Source organism: Cupriavidus sp. 2KB_3 (assembly GCF_052115685.1).
Lineage (GTDB): Bacteria > Pseudomonadota > Gammaproteobacteria > Burkholderiales > Burkholderiaceae > Cupriavidus > Cupriavidus campinensis.
In genome coordinates this window covers 20,272-43,188 of record NZ_JBFRHD010000008.1, presented here as the reverse complement: position 1 = coordinate 43,188, position 22,917 = coordinate 20,272, and the positions used below count along the sequence as shown (strand labels likewise).

General features: G+C 66.7%; 19 protein-coding genes and 1 tRNA gene. 12 read left to right on the top strand and 8 right to left on the bottom strand.

The genetic code is table 11. From position 1 onward, the window contains the following. Positions 1-20 precede the first annotated feature (20 nt). The gene (gene lolA / locus AB4120_RS10485; RefSeq protein WP_144197409.1) at positions 21-659 is read left to right on the top strand and encodes an outer membrane lipoprotein chaperone LolA; all 639 of its coding nucleotides are present in this window, start codon (positions 21-23) and stop codon (positions 657-659) included. A gap of 8 nt (positions 660-667) precedes the next feature. Continuing rightward, positions 668-1,099, top strand: a complete 432-nt coding sequence (locus AB4120_RS10480) for a hypothetical protein (protein WP_250025094.1) — start codon at positions 668-670, stop codon at positions 1,097-1,099. Between the two features lie 45 nt (positions 1,100-1,144). Here AB4120_RS10480 and AB4120_RS10475 read toward each other — a convergent pair whose 3' ends face one another. Together AB4120_RS10475 and AB4120_RS10470 are read right to left on the bottom strand one after the other, a co-directional pair. After that, the gene (locus AB4120_RS10475; protein WP_186296817.1) at positions 1,145-1,312 is read right to left on the bottom strand and encodes a hypothetical protein; all 168 of its coding nucleotides are present in this window, start codon (positions 1,310-1,312) and stop codon (positions 1,145-1,147) included. Positions 1,313-1,416: 104 nt separating this feature from the next. Then, positions 1,417-2,100, bottom strand: a complete 684-nt coding sequence (locus AB4120_RS10470; RefSeq protein ID WP_144197411.1) for a hypothetical protein — start codon at positions 2,098-2,100, stop codon at positions 1,417-1,419. Between the two features lie 180 nt (positions 2,101-2,280). Between AB4120_RS10470 and AB4120_RS10465 the strand changes: the two genes are divergently transcribed. The 3 genes from AB4120_RS10465 (at position 2,281) to AB4120_RS10455 (ending at position 5,244) form a co-directional block, all read left to right on the top strand. Next, positions 2,281-3,624 carry a replication-associated recombination protein A gene (locus AB4120_RS10465; protein WP_149136546.1) on the top strand — a complete coding sequence of 448 codons (1,344 nt, stop codon included), beginning with the start codon at positions 2,281-2,283 and terminating at the stop codon, positions 3,622-3,624. Positions 3,625-3,766: 142 nt separating this feature from the next. Then, positions 3,767-5,074 (top strand): serine--tRNA ligase, encoded by a 1,308-nt coding sequence (gene serS, locus AB4120_RS10460; RefSeq protein WP_144197527.1) that lies wholly within the window; start codon positions 3,767-3,769, stop codon positions 5,072-5,074. An 80-nt stretch (positions 5,075-5,154) separates the two neighbouring features. Then, a tRNA-Ser gene (locus AB4120_RS10455) sits at positions 5,155-5,244 on the top strand. A 127-nt stretch (positions 5,245-5,371) separates the two neighbouring features. Here AB4120_RS10455 and AB4120_RS10450 read toward each other — a convergent pair. Continuing rightward, positions 5,372-6,271 carry a LysR family transcriptional regulator gene (locus AB4120_RS10450; RefSeq protein WP_149136545.1) on the bottom strand — a complete coding sequence of 300 codons (900 nt, stop codon included), beginning with the start codon at positions 6,269-6,271 and terminating at the stop codon, positions 5,372-5,374. 143 nt (positions 6,272-6,414) lie between these two features. Here AB4120_RS10450 and AB4120_RS10445 point away from each other — a divergent pair, with 143 nt between their 5' ends. Then, positions 6,415-7,179: an SDR family oxidoreductase gene (locus AB4120_RS10445; protein WP_149136544.1), complete on the top strand. Its 765-nt coding sequence runs from the start codon at positions 6,415-6,417 to the stop codon at positions 7,177-7,179. Between the two features lies 1 nt (position 7,180). On the opposite strand, the gene AB4120_RS10440 is transcribed toward AB4120_RS10445, so the two are convergent. Both AB4120_RS10440 and AB4120_RS10435 read right to left on the bottom strand, forming a co-directional pair. Beyond that, positions 7,181-8,503 (bottom strand): hemolysin family protein, encoded by a 1,323-nt coding sequence (locus tag AB4120_RS10440; RefSeq protein ID WP_149136543.1) that lies wholly within the window; start codon positions 8,501-8,503, stop codon positions 7,181-7,183. Between the two features lie 118 nt (positions 8,504-8,621). After that, positions 8,622-9,575: a LysR family transcriptional regulator gene (locus AB4120_RS10435; RefSeq protein WP_149136542.1), complete on the bottom strand. Its 954-nt coding sequence runs from the start codon at positions 9,573-9,575 to the stop codon at positions 8,622-8,624. 193 nt (positions 9,576-9,768) lie between these two features. Here AB4120_RS10435 and AB4120_RS10430 point away from each other — a divergent pair, with 193 nt between their 5' ends. From AB4120_RS10430 to AB4120_RS10415, 4 genes are all read left to right on the top strand, one after another. Beyond that, on the top strand, positions 9,769-11,046 hold the full coding sequence (locus AB4120_RS10430) for a D-amino acid dehydrogenase (protein ID WP_144197417.1): 1,278 nt from the start codon (positions 9,769-9,771) through the stop codon (positions 11,044-11,046). Positions 11,047-11,138: 92 nt separating this feature from the next. Continuing rightward, entirely contained in the window at positions 11,139-12,059 is a 921-nt protein-coding gene (locus tag AB4120_RS10425) for a glutamate/aspartate ABC transporter substrate-binding protein (RefSeq protein WP_149136540.1), read from the top strand. 211 nt (positions 12,060-12,270) lie between these two features. Beyond that, positions 12,271-13,083 carry a transporter substrate-binding domain-containing protein gene (locus tag AB4120_RS10420; RefSeq protein WP_149136539.1) on the top strand — a complete coding sequence of 271 codons (813 nt, stop codon included), beginning with the start codon at positions 12,271-12,273 and terminating at the stop codon, positions 13,081-13,083. Between the two features lie 138 nt (positions 13,084-13,221). Continuing rightward, positions 13,222-13,881 carry an amino acid ABC transporter permease gene (locus AB4120_RS10415; RefSeq protein WP_149136538.1) on the top strand — a complete coding sequence of 220 codons (660 nt, stop codon included), beginning with the start codon at positions 13,222-13,224 and terminating at the stop codon, positions 13,879-13,881. 10 nt (positions 13,882-13,891) lie between these two features. Here AB4120_RS10415 and AB4120_RS10410 read toward each other — a convergent pair whose 3' ends face one another. The 3 genes from AB4120_RS10410 to cphA (AB4120_RS10400) all read right to left on the bottom strand — a co-directional run bounded on the left by AB4120_RS10410 (position 13,892) and on the right by cphA (AB4120_RS10400) (position 19,801). Beyond that, positions 13,892-14,371, bottom strand: coding sequence for an SRPBCC family protein (locus tag AB4120_RS10410; RefSeq protein WP_144197421.1), 480 nt, complete (start codon positions 14,369-14,371; stop codon positions 13,892-13,894). A 183-nt stretch (positions 14,372-14,554) separates the two neighbouring features. Next, positions 14,555-17,125 (bottom strand): cyanophycin synthetase, encoded by a 2,571-nt coding sequence (cphA, locus tag AB4120_RS10405; protein WP_441642211.1) that lies wholly within the window; start codon positions 17,123-17,125, stop codon positions 14,555-14,557. Between the two features lie 30 nt (positions 17,126-17,155). Then, positions 17,156-19,801, bottom strand: a complete 2,646-nt coding sequence (gene cphA / locus AB4120_RS10400; protein ID WP_149136537.1) for a cyanophycin synthetase — start codon at positions 19,799-19,801, stop codon at positions 17,156-17,158. A 254-nt stretch (positions 19,802-20,055) separates the two neighbouring features. Here cphA (AB4120_RS10400) and AB4120_RS10395 point away from each other — a divergent pair, with 254 nt between their 5' ends. Next, positions 20,056-22,356: a cyanophycin metabolism-associated ABC transporter gene (locus AB4120_RS10395; RefSeq protein WP_441642210.1), complete on the top strand. Its 2,301-nt coding sequence runs from the start codon at positions 20,056-20,058 to the stop codon at positions 22,354-22,356. A gap of 34 nt (positions 22,357-22,390) precedes the next feature. Continuing rightward, on the top strand, positions 22,391-22,861 hold the full coding sequence (locus tag AB4120_RS10390) for a cyanophycin metabolism-associated DUF1854 family protein (protein WP_149136536.1): 471 nt from the start codon (positions 22,391-22,393) through the stop codon (positions 22,859-22,861). Positions 22,862-22,917: the final 56 nt, after the last annotated feature.

Genomic DNA, 22,917 nt, shown 5'->3' with positions numbered 1-22,917 from the left:
ACTCAGGAAAGGCTGACTCCATGCGACATCGCATTCTTGCGTCCACCTGCGCCGCGCTCGTGCTGCTGGCGGCTGCCGCATCGGCCGCCCAGGCCGCCGCGACCGACCAGCTGCAGAGCTTTGTGACCAGCGTGAAGACCGCGCGTGGCGAATTCACCCAGAAGCAGCTCAAGGGGCAGGGCGGCGAAGGCAAGGCCGGCGGCACGTCCAGCGGCACTTTCGCGTTCTCGCGCCCCGGCAAGTTCACGTGGCGCTACACCAAGCCCTACGATCAACTGCTCCAGGCCGATGGCCAGACGCTGTACATCTACGATAAAGACCTGAACCAGGTGACCGAGCGCAAGCTGGACAACGCGCTGGGCTCGAGCCCGGCCGCGATCCTGTTTGGCAGCAACGACCTGACCAAGAATTTCGATGTGAAGAATGGCGCCACGCGCGACGGCGTGGAGTGGCTGGAGCTGACGCCGAAGTCCAAGGACACCCAGTTCGAGAAGATCCAGATCGGCTTCAAGGCCGGCAACCTGGAGGCGATGGAGTTGCGCGATGCCTTCGGCAATACCACGCTGCTGACTTTCTCGGCGATGCAGAAGAATCCATCGCTGCCGGCGGACACGTTCCGCTTCACGGTGCCGAAGGGCGCCGACGTGATGAAGCAATGAGGCCCACCATGCCCGCCGATTTTCCGCCGTCGTTCCCGCTGTCGTTCCCGCTGTCTGTCCTGACCCAGCGCCTGCTGGGCGGGGCTGCCGTCCTGCTGCTGGCCGCTTGCGCCCAGGCGCCGGCCAACCGCTTCGACGTGGACGCCTTCCTGCGTGCATCGGACACGGCGATGCCCGAAGTGCTCGGCAATCCGGACTTCCTCAAGGCCACGCGTGTGCCGCACACCCAGTGCGCCACGTTGCTGCAATCGGCGCACAGCGGGGTGCTGGAAGACCTGCCGGCCAGCAATGCGGCGCGCGGGCCGGCATGGCTGCTCCATCCGGCCGATGCGCCGGACAAGGTATGGCTGGTGGTGGGAGTGGCCGGCGGCGAGCGGACCTGCCATGGTCCGCTGCCTGCGGATGCCATGAAGGTGCTGGCCGACCGGGCCAAGGGCTGAAGACTGAGGGCTGAAGACTATGTGCTGGCGGGGGTGGGGCTACGGTTACGCCTGCGCCTCGCGCGCGTAGCGCTGGCGCGGCACCGGCAGCTTCTGCAATTTCTCGCGCCGGATCCGGATCGCTTCCTCGTCGCCGCGCTTGATTGCGGCGCGCAACTTCAACACGGCTTTCCGATATTGCCTCTTCTTGCGGATGCGGGTCGTGATGGCCATGGCAGTGGCTTCCTCCTGGCGAGCCGGCCGTAGGGCCGGCGGGGTTGGAAAAGCTGGGCAAGCCTAGTTAAACCTAGGTAAGCGTCAAGGCGAGCCCCATGGTATCAGAGCAGGAAGCGACGGTTGTCGTTGGGCGGATACTGGCTTTCCACCTTCTTGAAGCGCAGCTTGGTACTGCTTTTGAGCTTGCGCCCCGCCATCTTGCGCTGCAACTGCCGGTGCACGGCGCGGATATGGCCGACCGAGCCCTGGGCATACGGCTGGCCGTCCGTGGCGCCGGGCAGGCCGCCGCCAGCCGCAAGTGCAGCATTGTGCGCTTCTGCCGACTTCTTGATCAGTACGTCCAGCGCCTGGCGCGCGCGCACGGCCGCGTGCAGCGGCCCGTCGGCCGGATTGGCCTTGGCCCGCACCGCATCCTGCGGCAGCCGCACATTGCCGGCCACGCGGCGCAGCGCCGCGCGCAGTTCGGCGCCATCGAGCTGGCCTTCCTGGACGATCCACACCGCGTCGTGCCGCAGCCAGCCCTCCACGTCGGCCAGCCGGCGCAGCAGCGCGGGCATCAGCAGCCGGCCGCCGAAGCGGCGCGTGCGCCGGATCGCGGACAGCCCGATGCGGCGCACCTGCGGGTTCTCGTGGTCGACCAGATCCTCGATCAGGCGGTCGGCCTCTTCCTGCGATCCGATCATCTCGGAAAACTGCCCTGCCAACGAGATTTCTTCCACGCCGCTGAGCTTGTTCTTGCTCGCGAGGCGGGACATCTTGAACAACAGCATGCGGTAACGCAGCATAGGGATCCTCGAACTTGTAACCGATGAACGTCTGCCACGCCCGGTCGGGTGATACACGGGCCATTGGACGTTATCGGCAAGGTTGAAGGGATTCTTTAGGCCCTCCGGCGATGGTCTACACTGTCACGTTCCGCGCCGCGGCAAGGCCGCGCGCGCCCAGATCCAAGAGGTAGAGCCATCGTGGCGGATTCGCTGTTTTCCGACCCCCCTGAACGTTCCCGGCAACCGCTGGCGGAACGCCTGCGCCCACGCACCATCGACGAGGTCATCGGCCAGCAGCACCTGCTGGGGGCCGGCAAGCCGCTGCGCGTGGCGTTTGCCTCCGGCGAGCCGCATTCGATGATCCTGTGGGGTCCGCCCGGCGTGGGCAAGACCACGCTCGCGCGGCTGATGGCCAACGCGTTCGATGCCGAGTTCATCGCGCTGTCGGCCGTGCTGTCGGGCGTCAAGGACATCCGCGAGGCGGTGGAGCGCGCCGAGCAGTACCGCGCCCATGGCCGCCGCACGCTGGTGTTCGTCGACGAGGTGCACCGCTTCAACAAGAGCCAGCAGGACGCCTTCCTGCCGCACGTGGAAAGCGGCCTGTTCACGTTTATCGGCGCCACCACGGAAAACCCGTCGTTCGAGGTCAACGGCGCGCTGTTGTCCCGGGCGGCGGTCTACGTGCTCAAGAGCCTGGACGACGCCGAACTGAAGCAGCTTGTGCTGCGCGCCAGCGAGGAACTGGGCGGGCTGGCCTGGGAGGACGAGGCGCTCCAGCTGATCGTCGGCTCGGCCGACGGCGACGGGCGCAAGCTGCTGAACAATATCGAGATCGTCGCGCGCGCAGCCCGCAACGCGGGGCAGGACCGCATCGACACGGCGCTGCTGGGCAGCGCGCTGGCCGAGAACCTGCGCCGCTTCGACAAGGGCGGCGATGCGTTCTACGACCAGATCAGCGCGCTGCACAAGTCCGTGCGCGGGTCCGATCCGGACGGTACGCTGTACTGGTTCTGCCGCATGCTCGACGGCGGCGCCGATCCGCGCTATCTGGCGCGGCGCATCGTGCGCATGGCCTGGGAGGACATCGGGCTCGCCGATCCACGTGCGGCACGCATCACATTGGATGCGGCCGAGACCTATGAGCGGCTCGGCTCGCCCGAGGGCGAACTGGCGCTGGCCCAGGCGCTGCTGTATCTCGCCATCGCCCCGAAGTCGAATGCCGGCTACAACGCCTACAACGCCGCGCGGGCCTTCGTGGCCAAGGACAAGTCGCGCCAGGTGCCGGTGCACCTGCGCAACGCGCCGACCAAGCTGATGAAGGAACTCGGCTACGGCCACGCCTACCGTTACGCGCACGACGAGCCCGAGGCTTATGCGGCCGGCGAGCATTACCTGCCGGACGACCTGCGCCGCCAGGACTGGTACCAGCCCACGCCGCGCGGCCTGGAAGGCAAGATCGGCGACAAACTGCGCCACCTGCGCGACCTCGACGCGGCCTGGCGCCGCGAACATCGGTCGGACAAGCGTGATGAGAAAGACTGAGACGACTCTGAAAATGCCGGACAAGGCGGGAAGAAGGTGGGAAAAAGGGCGCTGACTCGGTCGCGGCAGGGGGTGCCGGTGCAGTAAAATGGCGCCCATCGCCGGCATGTCGCCGGCACTGCACACCCATCGCTCCCGCAACATGCTCGACATTCAGCTGCTCCGCAAAGACATCGACGCCGTGGCCCAAAGGCTGGCCACGCGCGGTTTTCAACTCGACGTGGCGACGTTCCAGGCCCTCGAGGCCGAACGCAAGCAACTGCAAACGCAGACCGAAGACCTGCAGGCGCGCCGCAACAGCCTGTCGAAGCAGATCGGCATGCTCAAGGGCAAGGGTGAAGACGCCTCCGGCCCGATGGCCGAGGTCGCCGGCATTGGCGACACGCTGAAGGCGTCGGCCCAGCGTCTGGCGGAGATCCAGGAGCAGATCCACGACGCGATCATGTCAGTCCCGAACCTGCCGGACGCGAGCGTGCCGGTGGGCAGCGACGAGACCGGCAATGTCGAGGTACGCCGCGTTGGCACGCCGCGCACGTTCGACTTCGAGGTCAAGGACCATGTGGACGTGGGCGCCAGGCTCGGCCTCGACTTCGAGACCGCCACGCGCGTGACTGGCTCGCGCTTCTCCTTCCTGCGCGGCGGCGTGGCGCGCATGCACCGCGCGCTGGTGCAGCTGATGGTGGACACCCACACGCTCGAGCACGGCTACACCGAGATGTACGTGCCGTACATCGTCAATGCCGCGTCGATGCGTGGCACGGGCCAGCTGCCCAAGTTCGAGGACGACCTGTTCAAGGTGCCGCGCAAGGTGGGCGGCGAAGATGGCCAGGACACCATCGAGAACTTCTACCTGATCCCGACCGCCGAAGTGCCGCTGACCAATATGGTTCGCGACGCCATCGTGGCCGGCGACAAGCTGCCGCTGCGCTACGTCGCCCATACGCCGTGCTTCCGCTCGGAGGCAGGCTCGTACGGCAAGGACACGCGCGGCATGATCCGCCAGCACCAATTCGACAAGGTGGAGATGGTGCAGGTGGTGCCGCCCGAGCAGTCGATGGACGCGCTTGAGCAGATGACCGGCCATGCCGAGGCTATCCTCAAGAAACTGGAACTGCCGTTCCGCACCGTGGTGCTCTGCACGGGCGACATGGGCTTCGGCAGCACCAAGACCTATGACATCGAGGTGTGGATCCCGGCGCAGAACACCTACCGCGAGATCAGCTCGTGCTCGAGCATGGGCGACTTCCAGGCGCGCCGCATGCAGGCCCGCTTCCGCGCGGGGCAGGGCAAGCCGGAACTCGTGCACACGCTGAACGGCTCGGGCCTGGCCGTGGGCCGCACGCTGGTGGCGATTCTCGAGAACTACCAGAACGCCGACGGTTCGCTGACGGTGCCGAAGGCGCTGCAGCCGTATATGGGCGGCATCACAACGCTGCAACCGGAAGCGTAAAATTATTGCGCAAGCCGCTTGCAAAGGCGGGCGCAACATCGCTATAATCTTGGTTTCGCCGCAAGGACGACCAAGTTACCGGAGAGGTGGCAGAGTGGTCGAATGTACCTGACTCGAAATCAGGCGTACCGGCGACGGTACCGTGGGTTCGAATCCCACCCTCTCCGCCAGCATAAGAAGCCACCCAGCAACATCGGGTGAGCAACAAACAGTAGTAACACTCAGACCGACGCACTGTGCAAGCAGGCGTCGGTTTTGTTTTTCTGCTCGTCCTCCCCCCCCCCACACACATCCCATCTACACGTCCCAATATGGCGGACTGCCGATCGCTTCGCGCAGGTGCTCCACCAGCGCCCGCAGCTTGGCGGACGCGCGTCGGCCTTCCGCATGGGCGACGTAGATCGACTCGGCTGCCGGCTGCACGCCGATGTCCACGCTCCGCAACGCCCCCGACTTCAATGCAGCGCCGGCCAGGAAGGTTGGCAATAGCGCGATGCCGAGACCGGCCAGTGCCGCGTCGAGCATCATGTCGCCGTTGTTGACCCGCAGGCGGGCGCGGGCGCGTAGGGAAATCATCTCGCCGTCCTGCAGGAACGACCAGTCCGCGATACCCCGGTTCGTATAGAAGATGCCGTGATGACGCTGCAAGGCCTCGGGCGAATCAGGCGCGCCGCATTGGTCGAGGTAGGCCGGCGATGCCACGAGCAGCCGGCGGCTCGGTGCCAGGGGCCAGGCCACCAGCCGCGAATCGCCGACGGCGCCGTGGCGGATCACCGCGTCGTAGCCTTCCGATGCCGCATCCACGCGGCGATCGTCCAGGTCTAGCAAGAGATCGATGTCGGGATGCCGGGCCAGGAACGGATAGAGCGCCGGCCCCAGGTGCATGCGCCCGAATGTCACCGGCGCGGCAATCCGCAGCGGGCCGGACAGCGTGCCGCGCCGCTCGGCCATTTCCGCTGCGGCGTCCTCCACTTCCCGCAGGATCCGCGTGGCACGTTCCAGGAACGCGGCGCCGTCTTCCGTCAGGCTGACCCGCCGTGTGGTGCGGTGAAGCAGGCGCGCGCCCAGCCCCTGCTCAATCTCGGCCAGCCGCTCGCTGACTACCGACTTCGACAGGTGCAGCCGCCGCGCCGCCTCCGTAATCGACCCGGACTCGGCCACCGCCACGAAACTTGCCACGCCTTCAAGTTTGAACATTGTTCGGTTTTTCCGAAAAGCAGAATCGTGATTAGCACTATACCGCTGTCTAATCCCAGCGCCCATACTGTGTTCAGACGCGGCGCACATGGGTGTGCCGAACCGAAATCGATGAATCTAATCAACGGAAACCGGAGCACATCATGGAACGACTGAACGGCAAGGTGGCGATCATCACGGGTGCGAGCAGCGGCATTGGCCTGGCCACCGCGGAATTGTTTGCGAAGGAGGGCGCGAAGGTCGTGGTTGGCGCGCGGCGCCAGGCGGAACTGGACGCCCTTGTGGCCCGCATTCGCGCGGCTGGCGGCGAGGCCGTGGCACTGGCGGGCGACGTCCGGCAGGAAAGCTATGCCCGCGCACTGGTGGATCTGGCGGTCGAGCAGTACGGCAAGCTCGACATCGCCTTCAACAACGCGGGCACGCTGGGCGAGGGCGGCCCGAGCACCGGGGTGTCGGAAGCTGGCTGGAACGAGGCACTGGCGATCAACCTGACCGGCGCGTTCCTCGGCGCCAAGCACCAGATCGCGCAGATGGCGAAGCAGGGCAGTGGATCGGTGATCTTCACGTCGACGTTCGTGGGTTACACGGTCGGCTTCCCCGGCACGGCCGCCTACGCCGCCAGCAAGGCTGGCCTGATTGGCCTGACGCAGGCGCTGGCGGCGGAATACGGGCCGCAGGGCGTGCGCGTCAATGCGATCCTGCCGGGCGCCGTGGAAACGGATATGTATCGCGAAAAGAACGACACGGCGGAAGCACAGTCATTCATCACCAACCTGCACGCGCTCAAGCGCGTGGGCCAGCCAGAGGAACTGGCGCGCTCGGTGTTGTACCTGGCCTCCGATGACTCGGCGTTCGTGACCGGCACCGCGTCCCTGGTGGACGGCGGCCTCTCCATCACCCGGACCTGAGTCAGCGATCCGCTGCCGTCGCGGCGTTCGGCGTCACCGCGCCGGGCAGCCGCGACACCAGCAACTGGTCGATCTTGTGATGATCGATGTCCAGCACCTCGAAGCGGTAGCCCGCCACGGTGATCGACTCGGACTTCTTCGGAATCCGCTTCAGCGAGTAGATCACCAGGCCGGCCGCCGTATCGACGTAGTCCTCGCCGGGCAGCGAATCGAGTTCGAGCGCCTTCTTGAGGTCCACCAGCGGCGTCACGCCGTCCACCAGCCATGACGTCTCGTCGCGCCGCACGATCTGCTCGTCCTCGGCCGAATAGAGGATGTCTCCCATCAGCGCGCCGACGATGTCGTCGAGCGTGACGATGCCCACCACGAGCCCGTACTCGTTCATCACTACGGCAAAGCTCTCGTGCATCTCGCGGAAGCGCGTCAGGGACTCGGACAGCGTCAGTGTGTCCGGAATCACCAGCACGTTCTTGTCGTGATGCCGGCCGATGTTGCCGAGCACCGTGGCGCTTTCGTCGGCCAGCAGCCGTTGCAGGATGTCCTTTGAGTCGATATAGCCGAGCACGTCGTCCAGGTCGTGCCCGCAGACCGGGTACTGCGCGTGCGGCTGGCTGACCAGCTTGCGGCGCACGCTGTCGGCGGTCTCGTCCAGTGTCAGGTAGATCACGTCGTCGCGCGGGGTCATGATCGCCGTGATGCCCTTCGAATCCAGTTCGAACACATTCTCGATCAGGTGCAGCTCGTGCTTGTGGAGCACACCGGCCTCGGCGCCGGCATCGACCATCGCGGCGATATCCTCGGTGGTGATCTGGTCCACCGGCTTGGTCGGAATGCCGAGCAGCTTCAGCATGGCGTCCGCCGCCGCGTTGAAGATCCACACCACCGGCTTCAGCACGCGCAGCAGCGTGAGAATCGGCTCAATGACCACCACCGCGCAGCGCTCGGGGAAGGTCATGGCAATGCGCTTCGGAATCAGGTCCGCGAACTGGATGAACAGCAGCGTCACCACGAGGAAGGAGCCGATATTGGCCACGCGCAGGGCGTGGGTGGCACTCATGTAGGGAGTCAGCGCCGCGAAGACGAGGTCGGAGACGTGCTTCTCGCCCAGGATACCGGCGAGGATGGCCACGCTGTTCACGCCGATCTGCACGATGGTGAAGAAGTTGCCGGGCTCTTCCTTGAGCCGCAGCACCTTGGTGGCGCGGTGGTCGCCGCGCTCGGACAGGACCTGGAGCTTGGTGCGCCGGGCGGCGGTCAGCGCGATCTCCGAAATCGAGAAGAACGCGCTTATCAGGACGAGGAGAATCAGGGTCAGGACGAACATGTGGGTTTCACGCGCCTGTCGGTGCGGGTTGATGATGGTGCACGCCGCGCGGGTCTGTCAATGCGACGGTTCTCATTGCGATGGTTCTCATTGCGGCGGCTCTCATTTACGGCGGTTCTCATTTGTCGGGCGCGTCGAACTGCACGCGCGGGGCTTCCAGCCGGTGGGGCAGGGTGGCTGCCAGCTCGGCGGCGGCGCTGGTGAACTGGGTGCGCATGTCGTCCACAAGGCTGGAGGCGCCCCGGTGGCTCGCGCGTAGCAACTGGATCTCGAACGGCAGCACCGGTTCGATATCGTGCAGTGCCACATTGGCCGGGTTGGCGCTCAGCGCCGTGTACTGGTCGAGCACGGTCAGGCCAAGCCCCGCATCGACCAGCGCCAGCGCCAGCGAGTAGGTCTGCACCTCCAGCGTGGAGTGCGGCTCCAGGGCGTGGCGCGCCAGCGTCTGGCGCACCAGCAGGCCCAGCGAGGTGTCATCGTCGTAGCCAACGAAGGGGCGGTCCATCAGCTTGTGCATCGACACCGCCCCGCGCCGCCCTCCGCCCGGCAGCGGCAGCGTGCGCGGCACGGCCAGCAGCATCCGCCCCGCGGCCACCGGTTCCGAGGAGATGGCCTCGTGCCGGGGCGGCGAGAAGGCGAAGCCCACGTCGATCTGGTTGGCCAGCAGCGCGTCCACGATCTCGTTGGTGTGGTGGGTTAGCACCTGGACCTGGGTTTCCGGGTGCCGCGCGCAGAAGCGCCGCACCGCCGGCACCAGCAGCGGGTTGGCCAGGCTCGGCGTGGCCGCCACGCGCAGCCGGCCGGCGCCCTTGTGGCGCAGGCTCTCGGACACGCGCCGCACGCGCTCGATCTCCCCATATAGCCTTTCGACATCCCCGTAGAGCGCGGTTGCCTCGGGCGTGGGTTGCAGCCGGCCGCGTACGCGCTCGAAGAGGCGGAAGCCCAGCGAGGCCTCGGCGTGCTGCAACACCCGCGTCACCACGGGCTGGGAGACGTGGAGCAGGCGCGCGGCCTCGCTGACGGTGCCGGTCAGCATGACGGCGCGGAAGACTTCGATCTGGCGCAGGCGCATCGTTGTGGTGCTGGAAATCGTCCGGAAAGGTGCGGGGAAATGGCCTCGATCCCGCCGTGCACTACGGGTAAGCCCGGGTGGCCGGCATCCATAGCCTGGGGACATATTCTGGCACGTATTGGCATTGGGCAAGCCGCGCGCGGTGGACTACGCTCTGGCCCATCGATTCGATATGGATGGCAAGGCAGGTTCGATGCGCATAGCGATTGTGGGAGCGGGGGTGGTCGGCATGACCACAGCATGGCGGCTGGCCCAGGACGGCCACGAGGTCACCGTACTGGAGCGCCACGAGGGGCCGGGCGAGGAGACCAGCTTCGCCAACGGCGGGCAGCTGAGCTACAGCTACGTGGCGCCGCTGGCCGGGCCAGGCGTGCTGTCGAAGGTGCCGGGCTGGCTGCTGGACCGCGATTCGCCGATGCGCTTCCGTCCGACCGCCGACCCGGCCCAGTGGCGCTGGCTGATGGCCTTCGTGCAGGCGTGCAACGCCGCCACCAGCGAGGCGACCACGCGCAAGCTGCTGCGGCTGGCTTTCTACTCGCGCGACCTGATGCAGGCCTTCGTGGAAGGCCCGGAGGCACGCGGCGAGGGCGGCGGCTTCGACTTCGCACGGCGCGGCAAGCTGGTGGTGCATCGCAACGAGGCCGCCTATGCGTCGGCCTGCCGGCTGCTGGACTACCAGGCCAGTCTGGGCTGCGAACAGCAGGCGCTGGACCGCGACGCCACGGTGGCGCTGGAGCCCGCGCTGGCCGGCATTCGGGGCGATATCGCTGGCGCCATCTACACGCCGAGCGAGGAAGTGGGCGATTGTCATCGCTTCTGCCTCTCGCTGGCCCATCTGTTGCAAGGGAAGGGCAATGTGTCGATGCGGTTTGGCACACGTGTCACAGGATTGATGACATCGGGCGTCCAGGTGGTGGGCGTGAGGACGACCGATGACGAGGTGCGCGCGGACGCGGTGATCGTCGCGGGCGGCATCGGCAGCGTGCCGCTGCTACGTCCGCTCGGCGTGCGGCCGATGCTGTGGCCGCTCAAGGGTTACAGCATCACGGTGCCGATTGCCGATGGCGCGCGGGCGCCGCATATCAGCGTGACGGACTTCGCCAACAAGATCGTCTACGCGCGCATCGGCAATACGCTGCGCGTGGCCGGCATGGCGGATCTGGTGCGCGGCGGGCCGACCATCGACCGCGAGCGCGCGCAGACGCTGGTCGCCCAGACCCGCGCCGTGTTTGGCGGCGTGGCCAATGGCGCCGGACTCGACGCTCTGCAGCCCTGGGCCGGCCTGCGCCCGGCCACGCCAGACGGCCTGCCGCTGGTCGGCCCGTCGCGCCTGCCGGGCCTGTGGCTGAACCTGGGCCATGGCGCGCTCGGGTTCACGCTGGCGATGGGCAGCGCGGGGTTGCTGGCGGACCAGCTGGCCGGGCGCGCGCCCGCCATCGGCGCGGAAGATTTCAGTGCGGCCCGGGCCTAGCCGGCCGGCGCACATTGGGTGTTGAAGTTTGTTGTACGGAAGTGGGATTGCCTCAAGCTGATTAAACCAAGCCCCATCAAGGAGCGAAAACCATGAAGTCACTGCGTGTCCGTCTGACCCCTACCTGCCTGTCCACCCGCCTGCTGGCCGCTGCCGTGCTGGCCTGCGCTGCCGCCGGCGCGCACGCCGCCGATGGCGATACGCTCAAGAAGATCAAGGACACCGGCGTGATCTCGCTCGGCTACCGCGAGTCGTCGATCCCGTTCTCGTACACGGACGGCAAGGAGGTCATGGGCTACTCGCACGAGATCCTGTTGCAGATCGTCGACAAGATCAAGACCACGCTGAACATGCCGAACCTGCAGGTCAAGCTGACGCCGATCACCTCGCAGAACCGCATTCCGCTGATGCAGAACGGCACGATCGACATCGAATGCGGCAGCACGACCAACAACCTCGAGCGCCAGAAGCAGGTGGCCTTCTCGAACAGCCTGTTCGTCTACGGTATCAAGATGCTGACCAAGAAGGACTCGGGCGTGACCGACTTCGCCCAGCTCAAGGGCCGCAACGTGGTCACCACGGCCGGCACGACGGGCGAGCGCCTGCTGGTCAAGATGAACGGCGAGCAGGGCATGAACATGAACCTGACCAGCGCCAAGGACCATGGCCAGGCGTTCCTGATCCTGGAAACGGGCCGCGCGGTGGCCTTCGTCATGGACGAGCCGCTGCTGTACGGCGAGCGCACCAAGGCCAAGAACGCGAGCGAATGGGTCGTGGCTGGCGAGCCGCTCCAGACCGAGAACTACGCCTGCATGTTCCGCAAGGACGACGCCTCGTTCAAGAAGCTGGCCGATGGCGTGGTATCGGACCTGATGCTGAGCGGCCGTGCCGAGAAGCTCTACACGAAGTGGTTCCAGTCGCCGATTCCGCCGCGCAACATCAATATGAACTACCCGATGTCGCCGGACATGAAGGCGCTGTACGCGGCGCCGAACGACAAGGCGTTCCAGTAAGGGAGCAGGAGACTGGCGGCGCGCGGCGCGCCGGTCCGTCACGCCGAGTCCCTGACTGGGTGGCGGATCGGTTATATAGCCATAATGAATCGTTATTTCGCGTTTGATAGTGTTTGCGGTAGTGTGGAGCCCGTTATAGGCTCTTAGGAGCCTCCGGTTCGCCCCCAAAAGGGGTAAGCCGGCCCTGACCCCGCATCTCACTGGAGAACTTATGCGCTCGATTCGTACTGGCTTGCTCAAATCCCTGTTGGCTTCCGCGCTGCTGGCTGGCGTTGCCGGATTCACGGCCACGGCCGCCAGCGCCGCCGATCTGCTCGACACGGTGAAGCAAGCCGGCGTGCTCAAGATTGGCGTGGAAGGCACGTATCCGCCGTTCGGCTATCGCGGCGCGAAGAACGAACTCGAGGGCTTCGACGTGGACGTGGCACGGGCCATCGCCGGCAAGCTGGGCGTGAAGCCGGAGTTCGTGACCACCGAATGGAGCGCGATCATTGCCGGCCTGCAGGCGGGCAAGTTCGACATCATCGTCAATCAGGTTGCGGTGACGCCGCAGCGCAAGCAGACCCTCGATTTCTCCACGCCCTACGTCTACTCGGCGGCACAGTTGATCCAGCGCAAGGACGACAAGCGCGAGTTCAAGTCACTGGATGACCTGAAGAACCACAAGCTCGGCGTCAGCCTGGGCAGCAACTACAACGAACTGGCCAAGTCGGTGCCCGGCATCGACGTGAAGACCTATCCCGGCGCGCCCGAGTACCTGCGCGACCTGGCCTCGCAGCGGATCGACGCGGCGCTCAATGACCGGCTGATGGTCAACTACCTGATCAAGAACGCCAACCTGCCGCTGCGCCCAGGCGCCGTGGTGCCCGGTGCCAATACCGAGGTCGCCATCCCGTTCCGCAAGGACAATCCGAAGTTCGCCCAGGCCATCGACAAGGCGCTGGAAGACCTCCGCAAGGACGGCACGCTGGTGAAGCTGTCGACCAAGTGGTTCGGCTCGGATGTGACCAAGGCGGCGAAGTAAGCGGGCCAGGTTTGCACGCCCACCCGGGCCAACCCGCTGCAACCCATACCAACCAGGCCGACTCCGATGAGTCGGCCTTTTTTTCGTGGCCGGATCACGTATGATCCCGGCATTCCGGATTCCCGAACGCCTCCTGCCATGTCCGCCCTCGCCCTCGTGATGGATTCGCTGCCCGTGCTGTTGCAGGGCGCCCTGCTCACGCTGAAGTTCGCCGTGCTGTCGATGGCGTTCGGCCTGGTGATTGGCATTGTGGTCGCGCTGATGGGCATCAGCCATGCGCCGACTCTCAAAATGGTGGCGCGCGTGTACGTCAGCATCATGCGCGGCACGCCGCTGCTGGTGCAGATCTTCGTGGTCTATTACGGGCTGCCGAGCGTGGGGATTGCGCTTGAGCCCACTCCGGCCGGCGTGCTGACGCTGAGCCTCAACGTGGGCGCCTATCTGTCGGAAAGCATGCGCGGCGCCATCCTCGGCATTTCGCGCGGGCAGTGGATGGCGGCCTACAGCCTGGGCCTGACGCCGATTCAGACGCTGCGCTACATCGTCGGGCCGCAGGCGCTGCGGCTGGCGGTGCCGAGCCTGTCCAACAGCCTGATCAGCCTGATCAAGGACACCTCGCTGGTCTCGGTGATTACCGTGACCGAGCTGTTGCGTACCGCGCAGGAAATCATCGCCGCCACCTACCAGCCGCTGCCGCTCTACCTGGCGGTGGCGGTCATCTACTGGATCCTGAGTACCGGGCTATCGGTGTTGCAGCGCGTGCTGGAGCGCCGGCTCTCGCTGCCGGGGCGGCATTGAAGGCCAGGGGCTAGGCGCCGGAAGAGGGCGCCGGTGGCGGCTTGGGGGCCTCGACATTGAGGGGCTTTCCGGTCTCCAGCAGCGTCTTGAGTCCGGCCAGGATCATCGGCCAGCCGTTGCGGCCGCCTTGCAGCATCTGTTCGTCCACCGGCTCGCGATGGGTCTCGCTCACGGTCAGCCGCACCGCCTGCCCCAGCGCGTCAACCTGCCACGTGACGACCACCTCGGGCAGTTCGCGAAAGGCCTCGAGCCACTCCACGCGCCACGTCACCGAGAGCCGGTAGGGCGGCTCGGCCAGCAGCACCACGCCCTGGGAATCCACGCGCCCGTCGTCCATGCGCAGCACGAACGGGCTGCCGACCTGCCAGTCAGACTCCACGCGCCGCCCGAAGAAATACTGTTCGCTCTGCACGGGGTCGGTCAGCGCGGACCAGACCTGCTCGGGTGTGGCGGCGATGTAGGTGACCACTACGGTCTGCGGCGATTGCATGGCGAGCCTCCTCTGGCTGAGACCGGCGGGGCAGGGGCGGTCACATCGGATCGATGGTGGCAGTAATGTGGCACCTGCAACCGTTTCGATGCAAGTGGGCGGACAAGAAAAAAGGCCGGCTCCTGGGAGCCGGCCTTCATACGGATGCAACGACGGTGCAAAGACGGATGCAGCGGGTGCCTGTTACTGTTCCGCGATGCGCTGGGCGATGTGCCCAAGTGCCTCTTCCACCTGATCCACCAGAATCAGACACAGGTCGCCCGGCTTCAGGTGCCCCAGCGCGGTGTCGATCGCCAGGAACTCGCCGCGGATTTCCTCCACGTGCTGTGTGCGCTGTGCGCCTTCCAGCCCTTCGCGCAGCAGCGCCAGCACCTCGCCGTCCTCGCGGCCGCGCTGGCACTGGTCCTGATACAGCACCACCTCGTCGAACACGCCGCCCAGGATCTGGGTTTGCCGGCGGATGTCCACGTCGCGACGGTCGCCCGCCCCGCTGATCACCACCACGCGGCGGTCGCCCTTCATGGTTTCCACCGCATTGCACAATGCCTGGATGGCGTCCGGATTGTGGCCGTAGTCGGCGATCAGGGTGGCGCCCCGGTAGTCGAACACGTTGAAGCGGCCCGGCGCCGTGGCGGCGTCGTTGACGAAGGTGGCCAGCCCGCGACGGATCACGGCCCAGTCCACCCCCAGCGCCCACGCGGCGGCGACGGACGACATCGCGTTCTCCACCTGGAAGCCAATGCTGCCGTTGCGCGTCAGCGGGATGTCCGCCAGCGCAATGCGCACCTGGGTCTCGCCCTCGCACGCCACGATCTCGCCGCCTTCGACGAAGACCACGCGCTTGCCCTGCGCGCGATGCAGCGCCATGGTCGGCAGCCCGGCATCTTGCGCGAAGAACGTCACCGTGCCGGGGCAGGCATCGGCCATGCGCGCGACCATCGGGTCCGCGGCGTTCAGCACGGCCATACCGTGGGGCGCCACGTTCTGGACGATCACGCTCTTGAGCACGGCCAGGTCTTCCACGGTGCTGATGTAGGACAGCCCCAGGTGGTCGCCTTCGCCCACGTTGGTCACCACGGCCACGTCGCAGCGGTCGAAGGCCAGGCCCTCGCGCAGCAGGCCGCCGCGCGCGGTCTCGAACACGGCCGCGTCGACGTCGGGGTGCAGCAGCACGTTGCGCGCGCTGCGCGGGCCGCTGCAGTCGCCAGTGTCGATGCGCTCGCCCTGGATATACACGCCATCGGTGCCGGTCATGCCCATGCGCAGGCCGCTCGTGGCCAGCAGGTGGGTGATCAGGCGCACGGTGGTGGTCTTGCCGTTGGTGCCGGACACCGCCACCACGGGAATACGGCCATCGTCGCCATCGGCGAACATGGTCGAGACGATGGCCTCGCCCACGGCGCGGCCCTTGCCGAACGACGGCTGCAGGTGCATGCGCAGGCCCGGCGCGGCGTTGACTTCGACAATGCCGCCCGCCTGTTCCTCGAACGGCTTGAGCATGGTCTCGCACACGGCGTCCACGCCGCAGATGTCGAGGCCCACCATCTGGGCCGCGGCCACGGCGCGCGCGGCGATGTCCGGGTGGACGTCGTCAGTCACGTCGGTGGCGCTGCCGCCCGTCGACAGATTGGCGTTGTTACGCAGCACCACGCGCGTACCGTTGGCTGGCACCGAGTCGGCGGTCAGGTGCTGCTTGGCCAGCGTGGCCAGCGCGATGTCGTCGAAGCGGATCTTGGTCAGCGACGTGGCATGGCCCTCGCCCCGGCGCGGGTCGCGGTTCACTTCCTCCACGAGCTGGCGCACGGTGTGCACGCCATCGCCAATCACCTGCGGCGGATCGCGGCGCGCCGCGGCCACCAGGTGCTTGCCCACCACCAGCAGGCGGAAATCGTGACCGGGGATGTAGCGTTCCACGAGCACGTCCGAGGAGATATCGGCCGCCACCTCGTAGGCCGTCATCACTTCCTCGCGCGTGCGGATGCGTACCGCCACGCCCTTGCCCTGGTTGCCGTCGCGCGGCTTGACCACCACCGGCCCGTTGATGGCCTGCGCGGCGGCCCAGGCTTCCTCGGCGCTGCGCACCGAGCGGCCCAGCGGCACCGGCACGCCGGCGGCGTGCAGCAGGCTCTTGGTCAGGTCCTTGTCCTGCGCGATGGATTCCGCCACGGCGCTGGTCATATCGGTCTCGGCGGCCTGGATGCGGCGCTGCTTGCTGCCCCAGCCGAACTGCACCATCGAGCCCTGCGTGAGGCGGCGATACGGAATGCCACGCGCCACGGCGGCGTAGACGATGGAGCCGGTACTCGGCCCCAGGCGCACGTCCTCGTCCAGTTCGCGCAGGCGGTGCAGCGCGTCGTCGAGGTCGAAGGGTTTGTCGTCCCGGGCGGCCAGGCATAGCTGTTCGGCGAGTTCGAAGGCGAGCCGGCCGACTTCCTCCTCGCTGTACTGCACTACCACCTGATACGTGCCGGGCTCCAAGGTGGGCGCGATGTTGCTGAAGGTGACCGGGCAGCCGGCAGAGGCTTGCAGGCCCAGCGCGGCGGCTTCCAGCGCGTGGGCCATCGACGGCGTACCGGCCTCATCGTCAGGGCGCAGCGGGCCGATGGCCGGGAAGCGCGCACGCAGGCGGTCTTCGAAGCCGGGCAGGTCGGCCAGCAGGTGCGACTTGTCCGAGCAGGCCACGATGGCCTCGATGGCCGTGTGGCGGCACCAGAGATTCGGGCCGCGCAGGGCCCGGATACGGGAGACTTCCATAGTATTTCCGTTATTTTTCTGGCCGAGCCATCAGGCGCGGCGGCCGCTGCGGCCGACCCACTGGTGTACCTGCTCGACAGTGCCCTCGGGCGAGCCCTCGTCGCACTGGATGACCAGCAGGTCGCCGGCCACCAGTTGCGAGAGCGCGGTCTCGATGGCGGCGCGGCGGGCGCCTTCGTCGATGATCTTGGTCACGCGGCGGCCTTCGTACAGCCCCTTCCTGACCAGCGCGCGGGCCTCGGCATCGGGCAGGTCGCGCTTCACGCTCTGGTCCTCGCAGAGGAACACGCGGTCGAACGCGGCGCCGATGATCTTGCCGTGGTGGACGAGGTCTTCGTCCCGGCGCTGCACACCGGCGCCGAACACCAGCATGCGGCGCTCGGCGGGGAAGCGGTCCAGCGCGGCGGCCAGCGCGGCGAGCGCGGGCGCGTTGTGCGCGTCATCGACGATCACCGTGGCGCCGTGGCGCTCGAACAGCGTGAAGCGGCCCGGCACGTCCACCTGGCCCACGTCGAAGGTCACCACGCCAGCGCGGATCAGGTCGTTGGAGATGCCCAGCGCCCAGCCCGTGGCCACGGCCGCCAGCACGTTCTCGATCTGGAACGCCACGCGGCCCGCGTAGGTCAGCGGAATGGCCGACACATCGGTCAGCGGCAGCTCGCTCTGGCCCGTGGCCATCACGACCTTGCCGTCGCGCACGAACACTGCGCGCTTGCCCGCCGCCCGGTGCGCGGCAATCGCCGGCAGGTCGGCGGTGAGGCCGAAGAAGACCACGTCGCCATCGCACAGCTCGGCCATCTCCACCAGCCGCGCATCGCCGGCGTTGAGCACGGCCACGCCGTTGTCGAGCACCACGTCCACCTGGGTGCGCAACACGTTGTACATGCGGTCCTCGTCCTCGACGTAGTAGTCGCCGAGGTGGTCCGGTTGGGCGAAGTTGGTCACCACGCCAACCTGGCAACGGTCGTACGGCAGGCCCTGCGACAGGATCATGCCGCTATCGTTCTCGAACACGGCCGCTTCCACGGCGCGGTTCATCAGGATACGGTGGCCGGCTTCCCAGTTGGCCTGGTCGCCGGTTTCCACCTGGCGGCGGTCGAGGAACAGGCCGTCGCTGCACGCCAGGCCGGTGTGCTTGCCCGAAAGCTGCAACAGGCGCGCCACCAGCTTGGCCACCACGGTCTTGCCGTTGTTGCCGGTGATGCCGACCACGGGAATGCGGCCGTCATCGGCGCTGCCATCCTTCGCGGCGGGGAACAGATGGTCGACGATGGCGGGGCCCACCGGGCGCGGCGTGCCGTCGGCCGGCTTGATATGCATCAGCAGCCCCGGACCGGCGTTTACCTCGACGATGGCGCCGCGCTGGTCGGCCAGCGGGCGCGAGATGTCCTCGGCCACGAGGTCCACCCCGGCGATATCCAGCCCCACCACGCGCGCGGCCAGCGCGGCATGCGCGGCAACGCTCGGGTGCACGCGGTCGGTCACGTCGAAGGCGACATTGCCGTTGCGCTGGATCAGGATGGTCTTGCCGGCGGGTGCCACGGAATCGCCATCTTCCAGCCCCTGGCGCTTCAGTTCCAGCCGTGCGGCGGAATCGAGCCGCACGCGGTTCAGCGGATGGTCCTCGGTGCTGCCCCGGCGCGGATCGGAGTTGATCTGCGACTCGATCAGTTCGTCGATGGTCGAGGTGCCGTCGCCCACGACGCTGGCCGTCTCGCCCATCGCCGCCGCCACGAGCCGGCCGCCCACCACCAGCAGGCGGTGTTCGTTGCCCGGCACGAAGCGCTCGACGATCACGCCGTTGCCTTCGTCTATGGCCACCGAGTAGGCAGTTTCCACTTCCTCGCGCGTCATCAGGTTGGTGAACACGCCGCGGCCGTGGTTGCCGTCGTACGGCTTGACCACCACCGGCACGCCGATCCGCTCGGCGGCGTCCCAGGCATCCTCGGGGCTCTCCACCATGCGGCCTTCCGGCACCGGCACGCCGCAGGATTCCAGCAGCGTCTTGGTCAGGTCCTTGTCGCGCGAGATCGATTCGCCGATGGCGCTGGTCCGGTCGGTCTCGGCGGTCCAGATGCGGCGCTGGCGCGCCCCGTAGCCGAGTTGAACCAGATTGCCGTCGGAGAGTCGGATGGAGGGGATGTCGCGGTCATCGGCGGCGTCGACGATGCAGGCCGTGCTCGGGCCAAGGCAGTGTTCGTCGACCAGGCGGCGCAGGTTGTCCACGGCCTCGGGCACGTCGAACGGGCGGTCCTCGATCGCGGCCATGACCAGGTCGCGGGCGGTGAACAGCGCGGCGCGCGTCACCTCCTCGTGCCAGGCCCGGACGATTACCTTGTAGACGCCACGCACGGGAGTCTCGCGGGCCTTGCCGAAGCCGCCCGGCATGCCGGCCAGGTTCTGCAGCTCAAGCGTCACGTGCTCGAGGATGTGGCCGGGCCACGTACCTTCCTTGAGCCGCTGCAGGAAGCCGCCGCGCTCGCCAATGCTGCAGCGATGCTCGATCAGCGACGGGAGCCAGGCCGACAGGCGTTCGTAGAACCCCGGGATCTTGTTGGAGGGGAAATCCTCCAGTTCGCCGATATCAACCCATGCCTCCAGCACCGGCCGATATGTCCACATATTCGGGCCGCGCAGCGACATGACATCGAAAATCTCAATGTCCTTCTTTTTCATTGATTTAGCTTGAGGCAGTGGGCGAATGCCCGAGAAATGGGAGCCTAACCTTTCAGTAACGTTTCAACGGCATCGGGGTTGACCCCTGAAGTCCGGAAGACGTTGTGCAGCGCACCAGGCGCCCCGTTTGTTTGCGTTATGTATACTTGCGGGCAAAATCGCGGGCCGCCAGCCGGCTTCCCGCTTAAATTGTTTCAAGTTATGTCCGTGTCTACCCTATTGTGGACGCATTGCGGACGCATTTCGCGCCAATAATGACCCAATCCTCCCCGTCCGTCCCAATCCCCTCCGGCCCGCAAGGTCGTTGGGGCGCCGAGATCGGCACGAGCCTGCAGCCCGGTGAAACCGTGCTGGCCGGCCTTGACCTGGACCTGGACGCAAGGCTGCATTTTACCCAAGGGTGGCTGGTTGTGACCGATCGCCGGCTCATTGCCCGGGCGCCCGGTGAAAAAAACACCGTCGACTGGGAGATCACACCGGCGCTGACGCTGGCCCATGGCGACCATGCCGGGGTCGGCTCGCTGGAGCTGGCCGACGGCCGCGCACGGCTCGGAAGCTGGCGCTACACGCTTGGTTACAATCCCGACGCCTTGCGGCTGGCCGACCAGTTCGAGGCGCGCCGCGCGCTGCTGGCCACCGGCCAGGCCGCGGAGCCGGCCGACGACGACGTCTGCCCCACCTGCAAGGCCCCGCTGCCCCCCGGCGAGGACGTCTGCCCCCAGTGCAGCCGCGACCTGGAGACGCCACCATCCACCTGGGCGCTGCTGCGCCTGTGGCGCTTCGCGCGGCCCTACCAGTGGGAACTGCTGGCCGGCTTCCTGCTGACCCTGCTCGGCACCGCTGCCACGCTGGTGCCGCCGTACCTGACCATGCCATTGATGGACAAGGTGCTGATTCCGTACCAGAACGGCGTGCCGATCGACTATGACCGGGTCAAGATGTACCTGGCCGGGCTGCTCGGCGCCGCGCTGGTGGCGTGGAGCCTCGGCTGGGCGCGGACGTATCTGCTGGCGCGCGTATCGGAGCGCATTGGTGCCGATCTGCGCACAACCACATATGAACACCTGCTAAAGCTGTCGCTGGAGTACTTCGGTGGCAAGCGCACGGGCGACCTGATGGCCCGTATTGGTTCCGAAAGCGACCGGATCTGCGTCTTCCTGTCGCTCCATCTGCTCGATTTCGCGACCGACGTGCTGATGATCGCCATGACGGCCATCATCCTGATCTCGATCAATCCCTGGCTGGCGCTGGTGACATTGGTGCCGCTGCCGTTCATCGCGTGGATGATCCACCTGGTGCGGGACCGGCTGCGCCACGGGTTCGAGAAGATCGACCGTATCTGGTCCGAGATCACCAACGTGCTGGCGGATACCATTCCCGGCATCCGCGTGGTCAAGGCCTTCGCCCAGGAAAAGCGGGAGGTCGAGCGCTTTCGTGAGGCGAACAAGCACAATCTGGCCGTCAATGACCGCGTCAATGCCGTCTGGTCTCTGTTCACGCCCACGGTGACGCTGCTGACCGAAGTGGGCCTGCTGGTGGTGTGGATCTTTGGCATCTGGCAGGTCAGCCACGATGCCATCACGGTGGGTGTGCTAGTCGCCTTCCTGACCTATATCAGCCGCTTCTACACGCGTCTGGATTCGATGAGCCGGATTGTGTCGGTCACGCAGAAGGCCGCCGCCGGCGCCAAGCGGATCTTCGACATCCTCGACCATGTGTCGAGCGTGCCCGAGCCGCAGCGCCCGGTGCACCTCGATAAGGTGGAGGGCGCCATCGAACTGCGCGACCTCGGCTTCCGCTACGGCAACCGTGCTGTGATCCGTGGCCTGAACCTGTCGATCCGGCCGGGCGAAATGATCGGGCTGGTCGGCCACAGCGGCTCGGGCAAGAGCACGCTGGTCAACCTGATCTGCCGTTTCTACGATGTGTCCGAGGGCGCGATCCGCGTGGACGGCATCGACATCCGCTCGCTGCCGGTATCCGAATTCCGCCGTCATATCGGACTGGTACTACAGGAGCCGTTCCTGTTCTTCGGCACGATTGCCGACAACATCGCCTACGGCAAGCCCGACGCCACGCGCGAGGAAATCGTCGCCGCAGCGCGCGCCGCGCATGCGCACGAGTTCATCCTGCGCCTGCCGCACGGCTATGACTCGCTGGTGGGCGAGCGGGGGCAGGCGCTCTCGGGCGGCGAGCGCCAGCGCATCTCCATCGCGCGTGCGTTGCTGATCAATCCGCGCATCCTGATCATGGATGAGGCCACGTCGTCGGTGGACACCACCACGGAGAAGGAAATACAGAAGGCGCTGGACAACCTCGTGCAGGGCCGTACGACGATTGCCATCGCGCACCGGCTGTCCACGCTGCGCAAGGCCGATCGGCTGGTGGTGATGGATCGTGGGCAGATCGTCGAAGTCGGCAATCACGACGAACTGCTCGCGCGCGAGGGTGCCTACTACAAGCTGTACCAGGCGCAGGCGCGCAACGTCGATGCCGATGCGGAACTGCCCAGTGCGGGCGAACGCCTCGATACGGAGGCGGTCAATGCGCAGTGATACCCCTGGTGATTCGATTTCTCGGCAAACGGCTATGCAGACGCCCGACTACACGTTGTCCCGCAACCCGTTCGGCAAGCTCGTCCTGACGATGGCCGACGGCACGGCGCACGAGGGCGTGGTGCCCGTGCGCGCCTTCCCGATTGCCGCGCCCGACGACGGTATCGGCATGATCAGCACCGATGGCCGCGAGTTGGCGTGGATTCCGCGCCTCGATGCCCTGCCGGTGCCAATGCGCGCCCTGATCGAGGCCGAGCTGGCCGCGCGCGAGTTCATGCCGGAAATTCGTAGCATTGTGGGGGTGTCCACCTATGCCACGCCGAGCGTGTGGACGGTGCGGACCGATCGCGGGCAGACCGATCTCGTCCTGCGTGGCGAAGAGGACATCCGGCGACTGACCGGCAGCACGCTGCTGATCTCCGACAGCCACGGCATTCATTACCTGATTCGCGACTTGTTCGCGCTCGATAAGCCGAGCCGCAAAATACTCGATCGCTTTCTTTGATTTATAGTCTTGTTCGCGCAAGCAAAACGGCACGCCCCAGGGCGTGCCGTTTCAAT

Excerpts from the sequence above, each read along its gene's own strand:
- lolA (WP_144197409.1), top strand. The coding sequence starts at position 21 with ATGCGACATCGCATTCTTGCGTCCACCTGCGCCGCGCTCGTGCTGCTG.
- AB4120_RS10480 (WP_250025094.1), top strand. The coding sequence starts at position 668 with ATGCCCGCCGATTTTCCGCCGTCGTTCCCGCTGTCGTTCCCGCTGTCT.
- AB4120_RS10475 (WP_186296817.1), bottom strand. The coding sequence starts at position 1,312 with ATGGCCATCACGACCCGCATCCGCAAGAAGAGGCAATATCGGAAAGCC.
- AB4120_RS10470 (WP_144197411.1), bottom strand. The coding sequence starts at position 2,100 with ATGCTGCGTTACCGCATGCTGTTGTTCAAGATGTCCCGCCTCGCGAGC.
- serS (WP_144197527.1), top strand. The coding sequence starts at position 3,767 with ATGCTCGACATTCAGCTGCTCCGCAAAGACATCGACGCCGTGGCCCAA.
- AB4120_RS10450 (WP_149136545.1), bottom strand. The coding sequence starts at position 6,271 with ATGTTCAAACTTGAAGGCGTGGCAAGTTTCGTGGCGGTGGCCGAGTCC.
- AB4120_RS10445 (WP_149136544.1), top strand. The coding sequence starts at position 6,415 with ATGGAACGACTGAACGGCAAGGTGGCGATCATCACGGGTGCGAGCAGC.
- AB4120_RS10440 (WP_149136543.1), bottom strand. The coding sequence starts at position 8,503 with ATGTTCGTCCTGACCCTGATTCTCCTCGTCCTGATAAGCGCGTTCTTC.
- AB4120_RS10435 (WP_149136542.1), bottom strand. The coding sequence starts at position 9,575 with ATGCGCCTGCGCCAGATCGAAGTCTTCCGCGCCGTCATGCTGACCGGC.
- AB4120_RS10430 (WP_144197417.1), top strand. The coding sequence starts at position 9,769 with ATGCGCATAGCGATTGTGGGAGCGGGGGTGGTCGGCATGACCACAGCA.
- AB4120_RS10425 (WP_149136540.1), top strand. The coding sequence starts at position 11,139 with ATGAAGTCACTGCGTGTCCGTCTGACCCCTACCTGCCTGTCCACCCGC.
- AB4120_RS10420 (WP_149136539.1), top strand. The coding sequence starts at position 12,271 with ATGCGCTCGATTCGTACTGGCTTGCTCAAATCCCTGTTGGCTTCCGCG.
- AB4120_RS10415 (WP_149136538.1), top strand. The coding sequence starts at position 13,222 with ATGTCCGCCCTCGCCCTCGTGATGGATTCGCTGCCCGTGCTGTTGCAG.
- AB4120_RS10410 (WP_144197421.1), bottom strand. The coding sequence starts at position 14,371 with ATGCAATCGCCGCAGACCGTAGTGGTCACCTACATCGCCGCCACACCC.
- cphA (WP_441642211.1), bottom strand. The coding sequence starts at position 17,125 with ATGGAAGTCTCCCGTATCCGGGCCCTGCGCGGCCCGAATCTCTGGTGC.
- cphA (WP_149136537.1), bottom strand. The coding sequence starts at position 19,801 with ATGAAAAAGAAGGACATTGAGATTTTCGATGTCATGTCGCTGCGCGGC.
- AB4120_RS10395 (WP_441642210.1), top strand. The coding sequence starts at position 20,056 with ATGACCCAATCCTCCCCGTCCGTCCCAATCCCCTCCGGCCCGCAAGGT.
- AB4120_RS10390 (WP_149136536.1), top strand. The coding sequence starts at position 22,391 with ATGCAGACGCCCGACTACACGTTGTCCCGCAACCCGTTCGGCAAGCTC.